This is a genomic window from Ancylobacter koreensis, from assembly GCF_023016525.1.
Taxonomy (GTDB): domain Bacteria; phylum Pseudomonadota; class Alphaproteobacteria; order Rhizobiales; family Xanthobacteraceae; genus Ancylobacter; species Ancylobacter koreensis.
This window is the reverse complement of sequence record NZ_JALKCG010000008.1, coordinates 63,863-78,862: the sequence shown is the minus strand read 5'-3', so window position 1 is coordinate 78,862 and position 15,000 is coordinate 63,863. Positions and strand designations below refer to the sequence as shown.

General features: G+C 69.7%; 16 protein-coding genes and 2 riboswitches. Of the genes, 4 read left to right on the top strand and 12 right to left on the bottom strand.

Annotation, left to right across the window (positions count from 1 at the left end):
- Positions 1-31: 31 nt before the first annotated feature.
- Positions 32-733, bottom strand: a complete 702-nt coding sequence (ctrA, locus tag MWN33_RS16645; protein WP_247202166.1) for a response regulator transcription factor CtrA — start codon at positions 731-733, stop codon at positions 32-34.
- A gap of 521 nt (positions 734-1,254) precedes the next feature.
- On the opposite strand from ctrA, the gene MWN33_RS16640 reads away from it, so the two are divergent.
- Positions 1,255-1,653, top strand: a complete 399-nt coding sequence (locus tag MWN33_RS16640; RefSeq protein ID WP_247202165.1) for a flagellar export protein FliJ — start codon at positions 1,255-1,257, stop codon at positions 1,651-1,653.
- Between the two features lie 11 nt (positions 1,654-1,664).
- On the opposite strand, the gene MWN33_RS16635 is transcribed toward MWN33_RS16640, so the two are convergent.
- Complete coding sequence (locus MWN33_RS16635) at positions 1,665-2,309, bottom strand: GNAT family N-acetyltransferase (protein WP_247202164.1); 645 nt, start codon at positions 2,307-2,309, stop codon at positions 1,665-1,667.
- Positions 2,310-2,531: 222 nt separating this feature from the next.
- Here MWN33_RS16635 and MWN33_RS16630 point away from each other — a divergent pair, with 222 nt between their 5' ends.
- Positions 2,532-3,632, top strand: coding sequence for a sulfate/molybdate ABC transporter ATP-binding protein (locus MWN33_RS16630; RefSeq protein WP_247202163.1), 1,101 nt, complete (start codon positions 2,532-2,534; stop codon positions 3,630-3,632).
- A 34-nt stretch (positions 3,633-3,666) separates the two neighbouring features.
- Here MWN33_RS16630 and tmpT read toward each other — a convergent pair whose 3' ends face one another.
- The 4 genes from tmpT to recQ form a co-directional block, all read right to left on the bottom strand.
- Positions 3,667-4,305 (bottom strand): thiopurine S-methyltransferase, encoded by a 639-nt coding sequence (gene tmpT / locus MWN33_RS16625; RefSeq protein ID WP_247202162.1) that lies wholly within the window; start codon positions 4,303-4,305, stop codon positions 3,667-3,669.
- Positions 4,306-4,351: 46 nt separating this feature from the next.
- Positions 4,352-5,311 carry a YVTN family beta-propeller repeat protein gene (locus tag MWN33_RS16620; protein WP_247202161.1) on the bottom strand — a complete coding sequence of 320 codons (960 nt, stop codon included), beginning with the start codon at positions 5,309-5,311 and terminating at the stop codon, positions 4,352-4,354.
- A gap of 169 nt (positions 5,312-5,480) precedes the next feature.
- Positions 5,481-6,026: an SRPBCC family protein gene (locus MWN33_RS16615; protein ID WP_247202160.1), complete on the bottom strand. Its 546-nt coding sequence runs from the start codon at positions 6,024-6,026 to the stop codon at positions 5,481-5,483.
- 128 nt (positions 6,027-6,154) lie between these two features.
- Positions 6,155-7,993, bottom strand: a complete 1,839-nt coding sequence (gene recQ / locus MWN33_RS16610; protein WP_247202159.1) for a DNA helicase RecQ — start codon at positions 7,991-7,993, stop codon at positions 6,155-6,157.
- A gap of 141 nt (positions 7,994-8,134) precedes the next feature.
- Between recQ and cbiB the strand changes: the two genes are divergently transcribed.
- Positions 8,135-9,112: an adenosylcobinamide-phosphate synthase CbiB gene (gene cbiB, locus MWN33_RS16605; protein ID WP_247202158.1), complete on the top strand. Its 978-nt coding sequence runs from the start codon at positions 8,135-8,137 to the stop codon at positions 9,110-9,112.
- A gap of 120 nt (positions 9,113-9,232) precedes the next feature.
- Here cbiB and MWN33_RS16600 read toward each other — a convergent pair whose 3' ends face one another.
- From MWN33_RS16600 to MWN33_RS16575, 6 genes are all read right to left on the bottom strand, one after another.
- Positions 9,233-10,714, bottom strand: coding sequence for a cobyric acid synthase (locus MWN33_RS16600; protein WP_247202157.1), 1,482 nt, complete (start codon positions 10,712-10,714; stop codon positions 9,233-9,235).
- A 136-nt stretch (positions 10,715-10,850) separates the two neighbouring features.
- The gene (locus tag MWN33_RS16595; RefSeq protein WP_247202156.1) at positions 10,851-11,075 is read right to left on the bottom strand and encodes an NINE protein; all 225 of its coding nucleotides are present in this window, start codon (positions 11,073-11,075) and stop codon (positions 10,851-10,853) included.
- A gap of 123 nt (positions 11,076-11,198) precedes the next feature.
- Positions 11,199-11,813, bottom strand: a complete 615-nt coding sequence (cobO, locus tag MWN33_RS16590; protein ID WP_247202155.1) for a cob(I)yrinic acid a,c-diamide adenosyltransferase — start codon at positions 11,811-11,813, stop codon at positions 11,199-11,201.
- Positions 11,813-12,316 (bottom strand): bifunctional adenosylcobinamide kinase/adenosylcobinamide-phosphate guanylyltransferase, encoded by a 504-nt coding sequence (gene cobU / locus MWN33_RS16585; RefSeq protein WP_247202154.1) that lies wholly within the window; start codon positions 12,314-12,316, stop codon positions 11,813-11,815. The genes cobO and cobU overlap by 1 nt, the downstream gene beginning before the upstream one ends.
- 3 nt (positions 12,317-12,319) lie before the next feature.
- Entirely contained in the window at positions 12,320-13,042 is a 723-nt protein-coding gene (locus MWN33_RS16580) for a CbtA family protein (protein WP_247202153.1), read from the bottom strand.
- A gap of 15 nt (positions 13,043-13,057) precedes the next feature.
- Positions 13,058-13,255 carry a CbtB domain-containing protein gene (locus MWN33_RS16575; RefSeq protein WP_247202152.1) on the bottom strand — a complete coding sequence of 66 codons (198 nt, stop codon included), beginning with the start codon at positions 13,253-13,255 and terminating at the stop codon, positions 13,058-13,060.
- Positions 13,256-13,286: 31 nt separating this feature from the next.
- Positions 13,287-13,504: riboswitch (cobalamin riboswitch) on the bottom strand.
- A gap of 91 nt (positions 13,505-13,595) precedes the next feature.
- Positions 13,596-13,801: riboswitch (cobalamin riboswitch) on the top strand.
- Between the two features lie 117 nt (positions 13,802-13,918).
- Here MWN33_RS16575 and cobW point away from each other — a divergent pair.
- Positions 13,919-14,980, top strand: coding sequence for a cobalamin biosynthesis protein CobW (cobW, locus tag MWN33_RS16570; RefSeq protein WP_247202151.1), 1,062 nt, complete (start codon positions 13,919-13,921; stop codon positions 14,978-14,980).
- Positions 14,981-15,000: the final 20 nt, after the last annotated feature.

The window sequence follows — 15,000 nt, the reverse complement described above, 5'->3', positions numbered from 1 at the left end:
GCGCCTCGCCGCTCGGGTTCGGATCCGGCCCTCAGGCCGAGATGCGCTGTTCAGGCTCGCCCATCTCGCGCAACACATAGCCGCGGCCCCACACCGTCTCGATGAAGTTGTGGCCGTCGGAGGCGTTGGCGAGCTTCTTGCGCAGCTTGCAGATGAACACGTCGATGATCTTGAGCTCGGGCTCGTCCATGCCGCCATAGAGATGATTGAGGAACATCTCCTTGGTCAGCGTGGTGCCCTTGCGCAGCGAGAGCAGCTCCAGCATCTGGTATTCCTTGCCGGTGAGATGCACGCGGTTGCCCGCGACCTCGACCGTCTTGGTGTCCAGATTGACCACGAGGTCGCCGGTGGTGATGACCGACTGGGCGTGCCCCTTGGAGCGGCGCACGATGGCATGGATGCGGGCGACCAGCTCGTCTTTGTGGAACGGCTTGGTGAGGTAGTCGTCGGCGCCGAAGCCGAGGCCCTTCACCTTGTCCTCGATGCCGGCGAGGCCGGAGAGGATGAGGATCGGCGTCTTCACCTTGGCGACGCGCAGGCCCTTGAGCACGTCGTAGCCCGACATGTCGGGCAGATTCAGGTCCAGCAGGATGATGTCGTAGTCGTAGAGCTTGCCGAGATCGACGCCTTCCTCGCCCAGATCGGTCGTGTAGACATTGAAGTTCTCGGACTTGAGCATCAGTTCGATGCTCTGCGCGGTCGCGCGGTCGTCCTCGATGAGCAAGACGCGCATGCCAATCCCCTTCCCTCGCCATGGCCCCGGGGGGTTTAAGCGCTCAACCGGACACTTCCAGACTGAGCGCGACCCCACCCCGCGCCCGGCCCGACTCACCGATTCGTTACTTCTTGCAACAGGGGTAACAAACTCAGATTCCCGAGCACAAGCGGAGACTGAAGTTTTCTTCGAGTCTTATCGCAAGAGGTTGTTCAGAAACCCGAATCTGGCGACCCGGATGTTGAAGTCGAACCTTAGAAAATCAGCCTAAGTGAGTCAGCCGACTCACGCTTTCGCGCAAGCGGCCGTCACACCGGACGTTGCCCCGATCATTAACGAGCCCGGTAAACAAATCGTTTCCAACCGACGGGCCGCGCACGCTTTCCCGGTCGTGGGCTACCGTTTGCGACAAAAGAGTAAGGAAGCGGCAACATCTGTCCGCCAGAATGCCCTCTGCCGCCGCGTAAAGGCGGCTCGAACCGGATGGCGCAGGCCCCCTCGGGCGCGCGTCGCCGGCCCGATAGCGGAGTTAGCCGGTCATGAAGTCGCTCGACACCCTCACCCGCCTCAAGCGTTTCCAGGCGGAGGAAAAGCGCCGCCACTTCGCCCAGATCGAGACGATGATCGCGGATTTCGACCGCATGTCGCGCGATCTGGAGCGGGAGATCGAGGCGGAGGAAAAGCGCACCGGCATCACCGACACGCAGCATTTCGCGTATTCCACCTATGCCCGCGCCGCCGCTACCCGCCGCGACAATCTGCGCCGCTCGGCCGACGAGCTGAAGGGCCAGCACGAGGAGGCGCGTCTCGCCTATGAGGACGCGCTGGACGAGCTGAAGAAGGTCGAGGCGCTGGGCGAGCGCGAGCGCGCCGAAGCCCCGGTCGAGACGCCGCCGCGCAGCATCGCCGGCCGCGCCCGGGCCAGCCTCTCGCTCTGAGCTTTCCCGCCCTAGCCGCCGACGATCGGGATGTGCGGGGCGGCCCCGCGCGGCAGCGCGCCGGTGAGGCGCGGATCGTCCACCACCTCGATCGACTGCGCCACCGGCACGAAGCCCGCCTTGCGGTAGAAGCCGAGGGCGCCCGGATGGTCGTTCGTGCAGGTGTGCACGAAGAAGCGCGATATGCCGCGCGACCAGGCCCGTTCATTGGCGCGGTTGATCATGAAGCGCCCGGCGCCGACGCCGACAAGGGCCGGCACAACGCCGAAGAAGGCGAGCTCCGCCTCGCCGGGCTGGCGGAAGTCGAGTTCGACGAGGCCGAGATCGCGTTCGCTCCCACCTGCGCCCTCCCGCTCCAGCACATAGATCTCCACCTGCGGATCGGCGATGATCGCCGCCAGCGCCGCATCGTCCATCCGCGCGCGGGAGAACCACAGCCAGTCCTCGCCGATGGCGCGGAACAGGGTGCGGTACCATTCGGTATCCGGCTTCGTGACGTGGCGCAGGCGGAAGCCCTCCTCCGCGCGCTCGGCGAGCGGGACGGGCGGCGCACGCATCTCCAGAAAGGTGACGACGGTCGCGTTCTTGCCGGGCGGCAGCGCGGTGTAGCCGTCGAGATTGAGCGCGCGCGGGGCGGGGATGGGCGTGTCGGTCATGATGGCCGAGGCATACAGGCTTCGCGCGCGGCGGGGAAGCGGCGGCGTGCCGGCCGGACGCGGCCATTGTAAATTGCCCCCTGGGCGAAGGGATTCCGAGCGCGAGAAAGGGCCGGCGCGCGGGAGCTGCGCGGACATTATGACCTCGCCGGGGTTCACAGCGGCGAATTTTCAGATATCTTGCGGATAATTCGATTTAGTACATCTATTGAGAGTGAATTCATGACGGTCGCCGTCACCATCGACCAGGTCGGCAAGAGCTTCGGCAGCGGCGCGCCGGCGCTTTCCAACGTGTCGCTGGAGGTGCAGCCGAGCGAGCTGGTGGCGCTGCTCGGGCCCTCCGGCTCCGGCAAGACCACGCTTCTGCGCATCGTCGCCGGTCTGGAGCAGCCGAGCCATGGCCGCGTGCTGTTCGATGGGCACAACGCGCTCTCCGTGCCGGTGCGCCGGCGCGGCATCGGCTTCGTGTTCCAGAACTACGCCCTGTTCCGCCACATGACGGTGTTCGAGAACGTCGCCTTCGGGCTGCGCTCGCGCCCGCGCGCCGAGCGCCCCTCGGAGGCGGAGATCCGCACGCGCGTGGCCGACCTGCTGGCGCTGGTGCAGCTCGACGATTTCGGCGGTCGCTTCCCGGCCCAGCTCTCCGGTGGCCAGCGCCAGCGCGTGGCGCTTGCCCGCGCTCTGGCCATCGAGCCGAAGGTGCTTCTTCTCGACGAGCCGTTCGGCGCGCTCGACGCGCTGGTGCGCAAGGAACTGCGCAAATGGCTGCGCGAGCTGCACGACCGCACCGGCCACACCACCCTGTTCGTGACCCACGACCAGGAGGAGGCGCTGGAGCTGGCCGACCGCGTGGTGGTGATGGGCAAGGGCAAGATCGAGCAGGTCGGCACGCCGGACGACGTCTATGACCGGCCGGAGACGGCGGCGGTGTTCGGCTTCATGGGCGAATCGAGCCGCATCGAGGTCGAGCTGAAGGACGGCGTCGCCTTCGCCGGCGACACGCCCATCGCGGCAGCGACCCAGCCCGTACCGGACGGGCCGGGCCTCGTCTATGTCCGCCCGCAGGACGTCTCGCTCGGCCTGCCGGGCACGCCGGGGCTGAAGGGCCGGGTGCGCGCCTTCCGCCGCCACGGCGCCATTCGCCGCGTCGAGATCGAGGTGGGTACGGCGCTGTTCGAAGCCGATATCGCCCCGACCGTGCGGGTGCCCATCGGCGAGGCGGTGGCGGTGCGGCTCGACCGCGCTCGGCTGTTCGCCAATGGCGGCACCGGTGTCGACTGCCGCGCCCCGGCGGCGCAGCAGACCGGCGAATACGCGATCTGATCCGGCCGTGCCGGACGGGCTGGCGCGTGGTGCCTCAGCGCCGCTCCAGGCGCCAGACCGCTTCGGTTACCGGCGTCACGCCGCGCAGCCCTTCCTTCAGCTCGTGCCGGCCGAGGCAGGCGACGCGGTAGGCCGTGCCGTAGTGGCGGCGCAGCTCGGCTTCCGGCACCGCGAAGGGCGGGCCGACCAGCCGCGAGGGGTCGTACTCGAAGGTGACGACGAGCTGCGGCGCGGTGTGGGTCAGATGTATCAGATGGCCGGCATAGCGCTCGCGCATCGCCTCGGGCAGGGCGACGATGGCGGCGCGGTCATACACCGCGTCGACCGTGCCGAGCCTGTGGCGGTCCAGATCGAAGAAATTGCCGGCGAAAACGGTGAGCCGCTCGGCGTCGAAGCGGCGCAGCGGGCCATCATCGGCGATTTCGGGCTTCACGCCGAGCTCCTCGAAGAGCTGCTCGACGGCGAGTTCGCTCAGTTCCGAGCCGACCACCTCGTGGCCCTGCGCCAGCAGCCAGCCAATGTCGCGCGTCTTGCCGCAGAGCGGCAGCAGCAGCCGCGCATCGGTGGCGAGGCCGAGCGCGGGCAGATGGTGCAGCAGGAGCGGGTTGGCGTCCTCCCGGTGGAAGCCGATCTCGTTGTCGCGCCACTTGCGGTGCCAGAACTGCTCGTCCATCGCTTCGCGTCCCGCGTCTGTCGTTCCAAATCTCTCGATCCGCCGCTCAGTCCGGCGGGGTGCGCCGGATGAAGGCGCCGAAGGCCCGCGGACCGTCGGCGACGGGAACCTCCGCGACGAGCCTGAGCGTCTTCGCGTCGATCACCCCCAGCGTGTTGCTCTCCCAGCACGCCACATAGACGAGGGCGCCGTCGCGGCTCGCGGCGATGCCTTCGGGATAGTCCCCGACGGGAATTGTCTCAACCTTGCCTAAGGTGGCGAGGTCGAACACGCTCACCGTAGAGTCGTACTGGTCCGTGACGAAAGCGCGACCGCCGGCCAGCGCCACCGCATAAGGCCGCTGGCCCACCTTCACCGTGCCGACCACCCGGCGGGCGGCGAGGTCGATCACCGTCACGTCGTTGGAGCCGACATTGGCGGTGTAGGCGCGCCGGCCCTCCGCGTCGATGGTGACGCCGAAGGGGCGGCTGCCGACGGGAATGGAGGCGAGGCGGGTGAGGCTGCGTGTGTCGACGAGGCTGATCTCATCGGAATCGCGGTCGGCCGAAACCAGCAGCGTGCCGTCCGGCGTCACCGCCAGCCCGGAGGGCGAATTGCCGACCGCCACCTCGCCGGCAAGGGCGCCGGTCCCGGCGTCCACCGCCACGATGCGCGCCTTGTACCAGTCGGCGACATAGGCCGGATTGCCGGAGGGGTGCACGGCGACGCCGAGCGGGCCGCCGCCGACCTCGACGCGGCGGATGACGCTTCGCGCCGCCGTGTCGACGATGCTCAGCGCCTTGCCGTCCGGCGAGGTGACGAAGGCGCGCCGCCCGTCCGGCGACACCGCGATGCCGGCCGGCTTGCCTGGAACAGGCAGGGTGGCGACGACCTTGAGCGTGTCGAGATCGACGACGGACAGGGTTTCCGCCGGCTGCGAGGTGATGAAGGCCTCGTCCGCGCGGGCCGGTGGGCAGGCAAGGAGCGAAGTGGCGAGGAGGAGGAGGGCGGCGAGCGTAGCGGCCAAAGGCCTGGATGCCCGGGTCAAGCCCGGGCATGACGAACCTCCGATGGCGGCCTGTCCCACTGAAACACCGTCATGGCCGGGTCTGGCCCGGCCATCCACGCTCTTTCCCTCGCCCCGTCGGGGAGAGGGGGAAAGGCCGCCCGTTATCGACACCGCTGTCGCCCGAGGCTCAGCTGCCGCCTTCGATCTGCTTCTTCAGCGACTCGAGACCGGCCTTGTAGAGCCCGGTCACCGCGTTGATGGCGGCCTCGTCGTTCAGCTCCGGCGGGGGATCGTTGTTGGGGTAGCCGCGGTAGAAGGCGCCGCGCCACTCCACCTTGGACTTGGCGCCGCCGTCCTCGGGCGTCACCACCAGCCAGGAGGAATAATTGGTGACCGGCAGCACCGCCACGTCGACCTTGTCGATGCGGTACATGAGGGTCATCTTCTCGGGTTCGAGCTTGGCGACTTCTTCCTCGACCGTCGCGCCATTCTTCAGCGTCAGCGTGCGCTTGGCGCCGGGGGCGTTGCCGCCGGTGCCCTCGGTCTTGGCGACCACCGGAATCCAGCCGCCGTCCTGGAAGTTCGACACCACACCCCAGACCTTCTCCGGCGCCGCGTTGATGACGACGCTTTCGGAGATCTTCTGGCGGGTCGGGCCATGTGCGGAGGCGGTGCCGACAGCAGCCAGCAAGGAGGTGGCGGCCAGCGCCGCCGTGAACAGTTCAAACTTCATCGTTTCCATCCCGGAGCAGTTTTCTTCGCGGACTATTCGGGTCCGTTGACCGGCAGTCTAGGGATGGAATCGACGTTCGTGAACTCTCCAGTCGGTGAAAAACTTCCCGATTTTATTATTTGAATTCTCTAAGAGAATTCTTTGAGAATCTTAAGAAACGCGGCGCCGAAGGCTTCCAGCTTGGCGGCGCCGACGCCCTTGATGCCGGCGAGCTCGGTGCGGGTACGCGGATGCTCCACCGCCATCTCCTCCAGCGTGCGGTCGGCGAAGACCACATAGGCCGGCACGTTGCGCTCGGCGGCGAGTTCGCGGCGCAGCGCCTTCAGCTTGCCGAGCAGCGCCGCCTCGGCCGGCGCCAGTTCGGCGCCGCTTTCGCTGCGGGCGAAGCGCTCGCGCTTGCGGCGCGTGGGCGCGCGCAGCGTCACGGCGCGGGTGCCGCCGAGCACGGCGAGGCCGGTCTCGGTGAGGGTGAGCGCGCCGAAGCGCTCGGGGTCGGCGTGCAGCGCATTGGTGGCGACGAGCTGGCGCAGCAGGGCGCGCCAATCGGTGGCGGGCTTGTCGGCGCCGGCGCCGAACTCGGCCAGGCGGTCATGGCCACGCGCGCACAGCGGATCGGTGCGCTGGCCGGTGACGACGCTGGCGATGTAGGCGGCGCCGTAGCGCTCACCGGTGGCGCGCACGATGCGCAGGGCGAGCTGGGCGTCGCGGCTGGCGTCGACCACCTGCGGCGGGTCGCGGCAGACGTCGCAGGTCCCGCAGGCCCTCGCCCGCTCGCCGAAATAGCCGAGCAGCACGGCGCGCCGGCACGTGACCGCCTCGCAGAAGCCGACCATGGCGTCGAGCCGGCGTGCCTCCACCATCTTGCGCTCGGGCGGGGAGGGTTCCTCGTCCAGGAAGCGGCGGCGGGTGGCGATGTCGCCGGCGGAATAGAGCAGCAGCGCCTCGGCGGGCTGGCCGTCGCGCCCGGCGCGGCCGATCTCCTGATAATAGGCCTCCAGCGTGCCCGGCGCGTCGGCGTGCAGCACGTAGCGCACATCCGACTTGTCGATACCCATGCCGAAGGCGACGGTGGCGACCATCACCACCCCGTCCTCGGCGAGGAAGACCTCCTGATTGGCGGCGCGGACCTCGGGCGTCAGCCCGGCATGGTAGGGCAGGGCGCGGATGCCGGCGGCGGACAGGCGTTCCGCTGTCTCCTCCACTTTCTTGCGCGAGATGCGGTAGACGATGCCCGACAGGCCCTCGCGGGCGCGCACGAAGCTCTCGATCTGGCGCGCCGGGTCCTTCTTGTCCTCGACGCCGATGAAGATGTTGGGCCGGTCGAAGCCGGAGACGAACACCCGCGCCTGCCCGCCGAACAGGCGCTCCACGATGTCGTCGCGGGTCGCACGGTCGGCAGTGGCGGTGAGCGCGACCAGCGGGATGCCGGGGAACATCTCGCGCAGCTTGCCGAGCTCCAGATATTCATTGCGGAAGGAATGGCCCCATTGCGAGATGCAGTGCGCCTCGTCCACCGCCACGAGGCCGAGCGGCAGGCGCGAGAGGGCGGCGAGCATGCGCTCGGTCATCAGCCGCTCGGGGGCGAGATAGAGCAGGCGCACCTCGCCGGCCGCCACGCGGCGCCAGATCGCAACGTTTTCCTCGCGGGATTTTCCCGAGTGGATGGCCTCGGCGGCGACGCCCTGCAATTTCAGCGCGTTGACCTGATCGTCCATGAGCGCGATGAGCGGCGAGACGACGATGGAGATGCCGCCCAGCACCAGCGCGGGGAGCTGGTAGCACAGCGACTTGCCCGCGCCCGTGGGCATCACCGCCAGCGTCGGCACACCCGCCAGCACCGAATCCACCACGTCCTGCTGGCCGGGGCGGAAACGGTCGAAGCCGAACACCTCGGCGAGGCGCGCGCGCTTGGCCGCCTCGATGGGCGGCGGCAGGATGCCGTGCGTGGAGGTGACGGGCACGTTCATGCGGCGGGCGTCGTCCCGGTTGATGGCGCGGCGGGCGCGCCGGCTGGGTCTTGATGGCGCGCGCGCGGGCGGAAATGGTGGAACCGCGCGGGCGCCGGATTCGCAGCGTCGCGGAAGCGCCCTCACAGAGAATCACTTCCGATGAGCCTCGAACTTACTCTCGGTTTAACGCTGGCGGCGCTGCTGTTCGAGGCCGCGATCGGCTATCCCGCGATTCTGCTGGCGCGGGCGGGGCATCCAGTGATGTGGATCGGCCGGCTTATCGCCGCGCTGGACCGCAATTTCAACCTCGACAGCGAGACGCCCGGCCAGCGCCGCATCGCCGGCGTGGTCTCGCTCCTCCTCATCGTCGGGCTGAGCGCGGCGGCGGGGCTGGGGTTGCAGAAGCTATTGATGCTGTTGCCGCTCGGCTTCCTCTACGCCGCCTTTGCCGGCTCGACGCTGTTCGCCCAGCGAAGCCTGCATCACTATGTGGGCAAGGTGGCCGACGGGCTCGACGTGAGCCTGGAGGCCGGGCGGCGGGAGGTGTCGCACATCGTCGGGCGCGATCCGGAGGCGCTCGACGAGGCGGGGGTGGCGCGCGCCGCCATCGAGAGCCTCGCCGAGAACTTCTCCGACGGCGTGGTGGCGCCGGCACTGTGGATGGCGGTCGGCGGGCTGGCCGGCGGGGCGGTCTACAAGGCGGTGAACACCGCCGACAGCATGATCGGCCATCGCGACGCACGGCATGGCGATTTCGGCTGGGCCTCGGCGCGCTTCGACGACCTGATCAACCTGCCGGCCTCCCGGCTCGCCGGCGTTCTCGTAGTGGCCGGCGCCTTCTTCGTGCCGGGCGCCTCGCCCCTGCATGGCTGGGCGGCGATGCGCCGCGATGCCGCTCGCCACCGCTCGCCCAATGCCGGCTGGCCGGAGGCGGCGATGGCCGGCGCGCTCGGCATCGCCATCGCCGGGCCGCGCTACTATGGCGGCAAGCTCTCGGTGGACGGGCTGATGGGTGAAGGCGGGCGCTACGAATGCACCGCCGACGACATACGCCGGGCGCTGCGGCTCTACCGCGCTGCCGACGGGGTACTGGTGACGCTGGTCGCCGTGCTCGCCTTCGCCGCGCTAAGCTGGTGAGGGATGAAGGGACCGTCATCCCGGACGACCGCAGGCCGATCCGGGATCGCGTGCCGCGAAGCGGGGGACGATCCCGGCTCTCCGCTTCGCGGCGGCCGGGATGACGTACGGGGGTGGTGCTCAGCCGCGTCGCGCGATTTCCAGCAGGCGGTCGAGGTCGATATGGCGGGCGAGGTGCGCGGCCAGCGCGTCGAGCGTCGCTTCCACCCCGGCCTCGTAGTCGAGGCCGGCCGGTGCCGCGCCGAGCGTCTCCAGCCAGCGGCCGCGCTGGCGGTCGTCGGCGAACAGGCCGTGCGCATAGGTGCCGGCGATGCGCCCATCCTTTGAGACCGCGCCTTCCGGCCCCTCGCCGTCGATCTGCGCGAACGGGCGGGCGCGGCCGGGGCCTTCCGTCGCGCCCATATGCATCTCGTAGCCCGCGAAGGGCACGCCGCCCGCCATGCCGGTGACGGCGACGAGGCGCTTCTCGCCCGACAGCACGGTGTCGACGTCGAGCAGGCCGAGGCCGGGAACGGTGCCGGGCGGGCCCTCGATGCCCTCGGGATCGGCCAATGTGCGGCCGAGCATCTGGTAGCCGCCGCAAAGCCCCAGCACCCGTCCCCCGCGCCTGATATGGGCGAGGAGGTCGATGTCCCAGCCCCCGCGGCGGAAATCCTGAAGGTCGGGGATGGTCGATTTGGAGCCCGGCAGGATGACCAGCGCCGCGTCGGCCGGCAGCGGCGTGCCGGGGCGCACGCGCACCACCTCGACGCCGGGCTCGGCGTCGAGCGGATCGAGGTCGTCGAAATTGGCGATGCGCGGCAGCAGAGGCACGGCGATCCTCACCGTCGCGCCCGGCTTGGCGGCACGGGCGGCGTCGAGCGCAAGCGCGTCCTCGGCCGGCAGGCGGCGGGCGTCCGCGAAAAAGGGGATGAGGCCGAGCGCTTCCCAGCCGGTGCGCTGCGCGATCTCGTCCATGCCGGAGGCGAAGAGGGAGGGATCGCCGCGAAAGCGGTTGACGAGGAAGCCGGCGATCATCGCGGCATCCTCCGGCGGCAGCACCGCCTTCGTGCCAACGAGGCTGGCGATGACGCCGCCACGGTCGATGTCGCCAATGAGGATGACGGGGACGTTCGCCGCGCGGGAAAAACCCATATTGGCGATGTCGTTGGCGCGCAGGTTGATCTCGGACGCCGAGCCGGCACCCTCGACCAGCACGAGGTCGGCCTCGCCGGCAAGATGGGCGTAGCTCTCCAGCACCGCCTCCATCAGCGCGGGCTTGAGCTTCTGGTAGTCGGCCGCCTTCGCGGTGCCGCGCGCGCGGCCCTGCACCACCACCTGAGCGCCGATCTCGCTCTGCGGCTTCAGCAGCACGGGATTCATGTGGACGGAGGGGGGAATGCGCGCCGCGCGGGCCTGCAGCGCCTGCGCACGGCCGATCTCGCCGCCATCGGCGGTGACGGCGGCATTGTTCGACATGTTCTGCGGCTTGAAGGGGCGCACCTTCAGCCCGCGATCGGTGAAGGCGCGGGCGAGGCCGGCGACGATCAGCGACTTGCCGACATCCGAGCCGGTGCCCTGGAACATGAGGGCGAGGGGTTTATGGAGGGGAGGAGCGGTCATGCTCCCTCTCCCCGACAGCTCTGAGCCGCCGTCATGGCCGGGCTTGACCCGGCCATCCACGTCTTCGAGGAGCGCGGCGCTAGAGGGAAAGCCGTGGATCCCCGGGCCAGACCCGGGGATGACGTCGTAAGGCGCCTCAGCCGCGCCGGGCCTCCAGATAGTCCACGCGGCGCTCGAGATTCGCTTCGCGCACCATGCCGGGGATCAGGAACAGGTCGACGATCTGGCCGATGCCCAGCAGGCCGAGGGTCAGCAGCCAGAGCGCGCCGGTCCAGTAGCGGCCGGTATAGAAGCGATGGATGCCGCAAATGCCGATCAGGCCGAAGAGCCAGAACAGATAGGCGACGGGGGTCGAACGCATCGAGGCGTTTCTCCATGAAAGCGTTGCGCCGCATCATCCGGCGCCGCCAATGACATGGGGATGTCGCGGCGGAATTGCGAGATCGCGGGGTGCAATTTCCGTTTCCGGCGGCACGGGCGCGCATCAGAACTCGATGCCCTGCTGCGCCTTTACCCCGGCTTTGAAGTGGTGCTTCACCAGCGCCATTTCGGTGACGAGATCGGCGGCTTCGATCAGCGCGGGTTTCGCGTTCCGGCCGGTGACGACGACGTGCAGCCCCTCCCGCCGGGCGGAGAGGGCGGCCACCACCTCGTCGAGGGGCAGGTAGTCGTAGCGCAGGGCGATGTTCAGCTCGTCGAGGATGAGAAGCCCGACCGAGGGATCGGCCATCAGCTCGCGCGCCTTCTGCCAGGCTCGCTGCGCGGCGGCGATGTCGCGGGCGAGGTCCTGCGTCTCCCAGGTGAAGCCCTCGCCCATCGAGTGCCACTCCACTCGCCCGCCGAAGGTCGCGAGCGCATCCCGCTCGCCTGAGTGCCAGGCGCCCTTGATGAACTGCACCACGCCGACGCGCCCCCCGTGCCCGAGCACCCGCAGGGCGAGGCCGAAGGCGGCGGTGGACTTGCCCTTGCCGGGGCCGGTGTGGACGATCAGCAGGCCCTTTTCGGCTGTCTTCTCCGCCACTTCCGCGTCCTGCACCGCCTTGCGCTTTTCCATCTTGGCGCGGTGGCGGGCGGCTTCCTCGGGCGAGATATCGCTCATCACTTCACTTTCACGGGCAGGCCGGCGACCATGAAGATCACGGCCTCGGCGCGGGCGGCGACCATCTGGTTGAGCCGGCCCTGCGCGTCGCGGAAGCGGCGGGCCAGCGCGTTGTCCGGCACGATGGACAGGCCCACCTCGTTGGAGACGGCGACCGTGACGCCCGCGCGGGCGGCGAGGGCGTCGGCAAGGGCGGCGCTCTCGGCGGCGACATCGGCCTCCGCCAGCATGCGGTTGGTGAGCCACAGCGTGAGGCAGTCGACCAGCACGGGCCTCTCCGACGGCAGCGCGCCGAGCGCACCCGCGAGCTCGTGCGGCACGTCGAGCGTCTGCCATTCCCCGCCGCGCCGGGAACGGTGGAGCGCGATGCGCTCCACCATCTCGTCGTCCCACGCCTGCGCGGTGGCGAGGTAGCTCCAGGGCGGGGCCGCCTGCGCGACCAGCACCTCGGCGTGTGCGCTCTTGCCGGAGCGGGCGCCGCCGAGGACGAGGGTGAGGCCCATGCCTCAGCCCGCCGGGCGCGCCAGCCGCGGCCGCAACCAGCCGGCGAGCCCGCCGAGCAGCGCCCAGAACACGAAGCTGACCGCCACGCTCGCCACCACGAAGCTGTGGTGCAGCGCCTCGGGGATTGGGCTCTCATGGCTGTCGGGCTGCGGGGCGCCGATGACATGCGGGGCGAGGACCAGCGCCACGCCGAGCACCGCGAGCAGCGGCGAGCGGCCGAAGGCGATCAGCGCGAGCCCGCCCGCCGTCGCCGCCACCGTGCCGACCCACCAGAGCTGGCGGGCGGCAAGGTCGGCGGCCGGCATGGCCGGCAGTTCGGGCGGCAGGCCGAGGCCGGGCGCCACCGTGAAGGCGGCGAAGCCCGCGAGGCCCCAGAGCAGGCCCTGATGCCAGCCCTTGAGCCCGCCGGCGATCTCGCTCGCGGCCACGAGCAGCAGGCCGAAGCCGAAGCCGGTGAGCACGGTGAAGATGACGGTGAGGCCGTTGCGCTCGATCCCGTCGGCCGGGCCCCATTCCTCCTCGTCATGCGAGTGGGCGGCGGTGCCGGGCGCGTGCTCGTGCACGTCCGTAGTGACGGCGGGGGCGGTCTCCTCGCCGGCGTTCTCGAAGGTCTCGGCCTGAAGGATCAGCGGCACGGTGGTGAACAGGTGCAGCGCCGAGGCGATGAGGCCCGTGCCGATGCCGGCAAGCGCGGCGACGAACAGAATCGTCCTGAAAAGCGACATGATGGTTCCCCCGGATCAGTGGCAGGGGAAGGCGTTGGCGTGGCGCACGTCGTGCGTCGCGTTGTGCACGGCGCTGATGTGGGAGAAGCCCACCCCGCCGAGCACGAAAACGCCGAGCAGGGCGGCGAAGGTGATCTGCAAAGCGCGCGAGGCGAGCGAGCTGTGCAGCGAATCGTGGGAGGCAGCCGCGTCGCGGCTGTTATGGGTCGTCATGGCAGCTCCTTTGGCCCTCCACCCGAGGGCCGTTGCGGTTCTGTCGACGGCCGGTCTCCTGGCTCGCGGGTCACGGCCCCGTCTCCGCCTTCCCGGCTTGCGCCAGTGGCCGATGGAGGAGGGCTCGCCGCTCACAGTTGCGGGGGCAGCCGCGGATTCGGCGATTCCCTTCGAGGAAGGTTTCCGCCCCACCGCGTTCCCGTCTTGCGTCCCGTGCGCATCACGGGAACCGACGACAGCCGCGACTATAGCGGCATGCCGGCGGGCCGCAATGGCATCGTCGGCCCGACGCCCGGCACGCCCTACCCATGGCCGTTTGACTTTCCCTCGTCGCGCTCCTTTAGTGGGGGCGACCGTCGGTTTCCTCTTCCGGGAGGGACGAAAAGGGAATGCGGTGAGGGGGCTCCGACGCCCCGATTCCGCAGCTGCCCCCGCAACTGTGAGCGGCGAGCCTGCGCCGAAAGCCACTGGAGAACGCTCTCCGGGAAGGCGGCGACGAGGCGGCGACCCGCGAGCCAGGAGACCTGCCGGCGGTCCGGTCGTGCGTGCCGGCGGGGTGCCCGGCAGTCAGGCAGAGCCGCCGGGGACACCCGGAGGCTTCGCGCGGAAATTCCTTCCGCGACCGGCGCATCCCGCGATTGCCTTTTTGCGTGGAGACGCCGCATGTCCGTTGCCGACCGAACCTCCCTCGACCGCGTGCCCTGCACCATCGTCACCGGCTTCCTCGGTTCGGGGAAGACGACGCTGATCCGCCACGTGCTGGAGAATGCGAAGGGCAGGCGGCTGGCGGTCATCGTCAACGAGTTCGGCGATGTCGGCATCGACGGCGAGATCCTGAAGGGATGCGGCATCGACACCTGCCCGGAGGAGAACATCGTCGAGCTGGCCAATGGCTGCATCTGCTGCACCGTCGCCGACGATTTCGTGCCCGCGCTCGACGCCATCCTCGCCCTTGAGCCGAAGGTCGACCACATCCTCATCGAGACCTCCGGCCTCGCGCTACCCAAGCCGCTGGTTCAGGCCTTCCACTGGCCGGCGATCAAGAGCCGGGTGACGGTGGACGGCGTGGTGGCGGTGGTCGACGGCGAGGCGCTGGCTTCCGGCCGCGTCGCGCATGACCATGACGCGCTGGCCGAGCAGCGCGCCACCGAGGTGGTGCTCGACCATGACGACCCGATCGAGGAGGTGTTCGACGACCAGATCGCCTGCGCCGACCTGGTGATCATGACCAAGGCCGACTTGATCGACGAGGCCGGCGCGATGCGCGCCCGCGCGGCGCTCGACGCCGAGCTGCCGAAGGGCGTGCGCGTGGTCGCCGTCACCGAGGGGCGCATCGACCCGGCGGTCCTGATGGGGCTCGGCATCGGCACCGAGGATGACATCGAGAACCGCAAGACGCATCACGACGACGAGCTCGACCATGACCATGACGACTTTGACAGCTTCGTCGTCGAGGTGCCCGAAATCGCCGATCCCGTGGAGTTCGCCGCGCGCGTGGCGCGGGCAGCGGAGGAGGCCGAGGTGCTGCGGGTGAAGGGTTTTCTGCCTGTCTCCGGCAAGCCGCTGCGGCTTCTGGTGCAGGCGGTCGGCCCGCGCGTGGTGCATCATTTCGACCGCCCGTGGGGCGCCGGTCCCCGCACGGGCCGCCTCGTCGCCATCGGCCTGAAGGGGCTCGACCGGGCAAAGGTGGAGGCGATCCTCGCCGGGGAGAGCGTGCCGGCGTGAAACGAAAGCGTTGGGGCGCC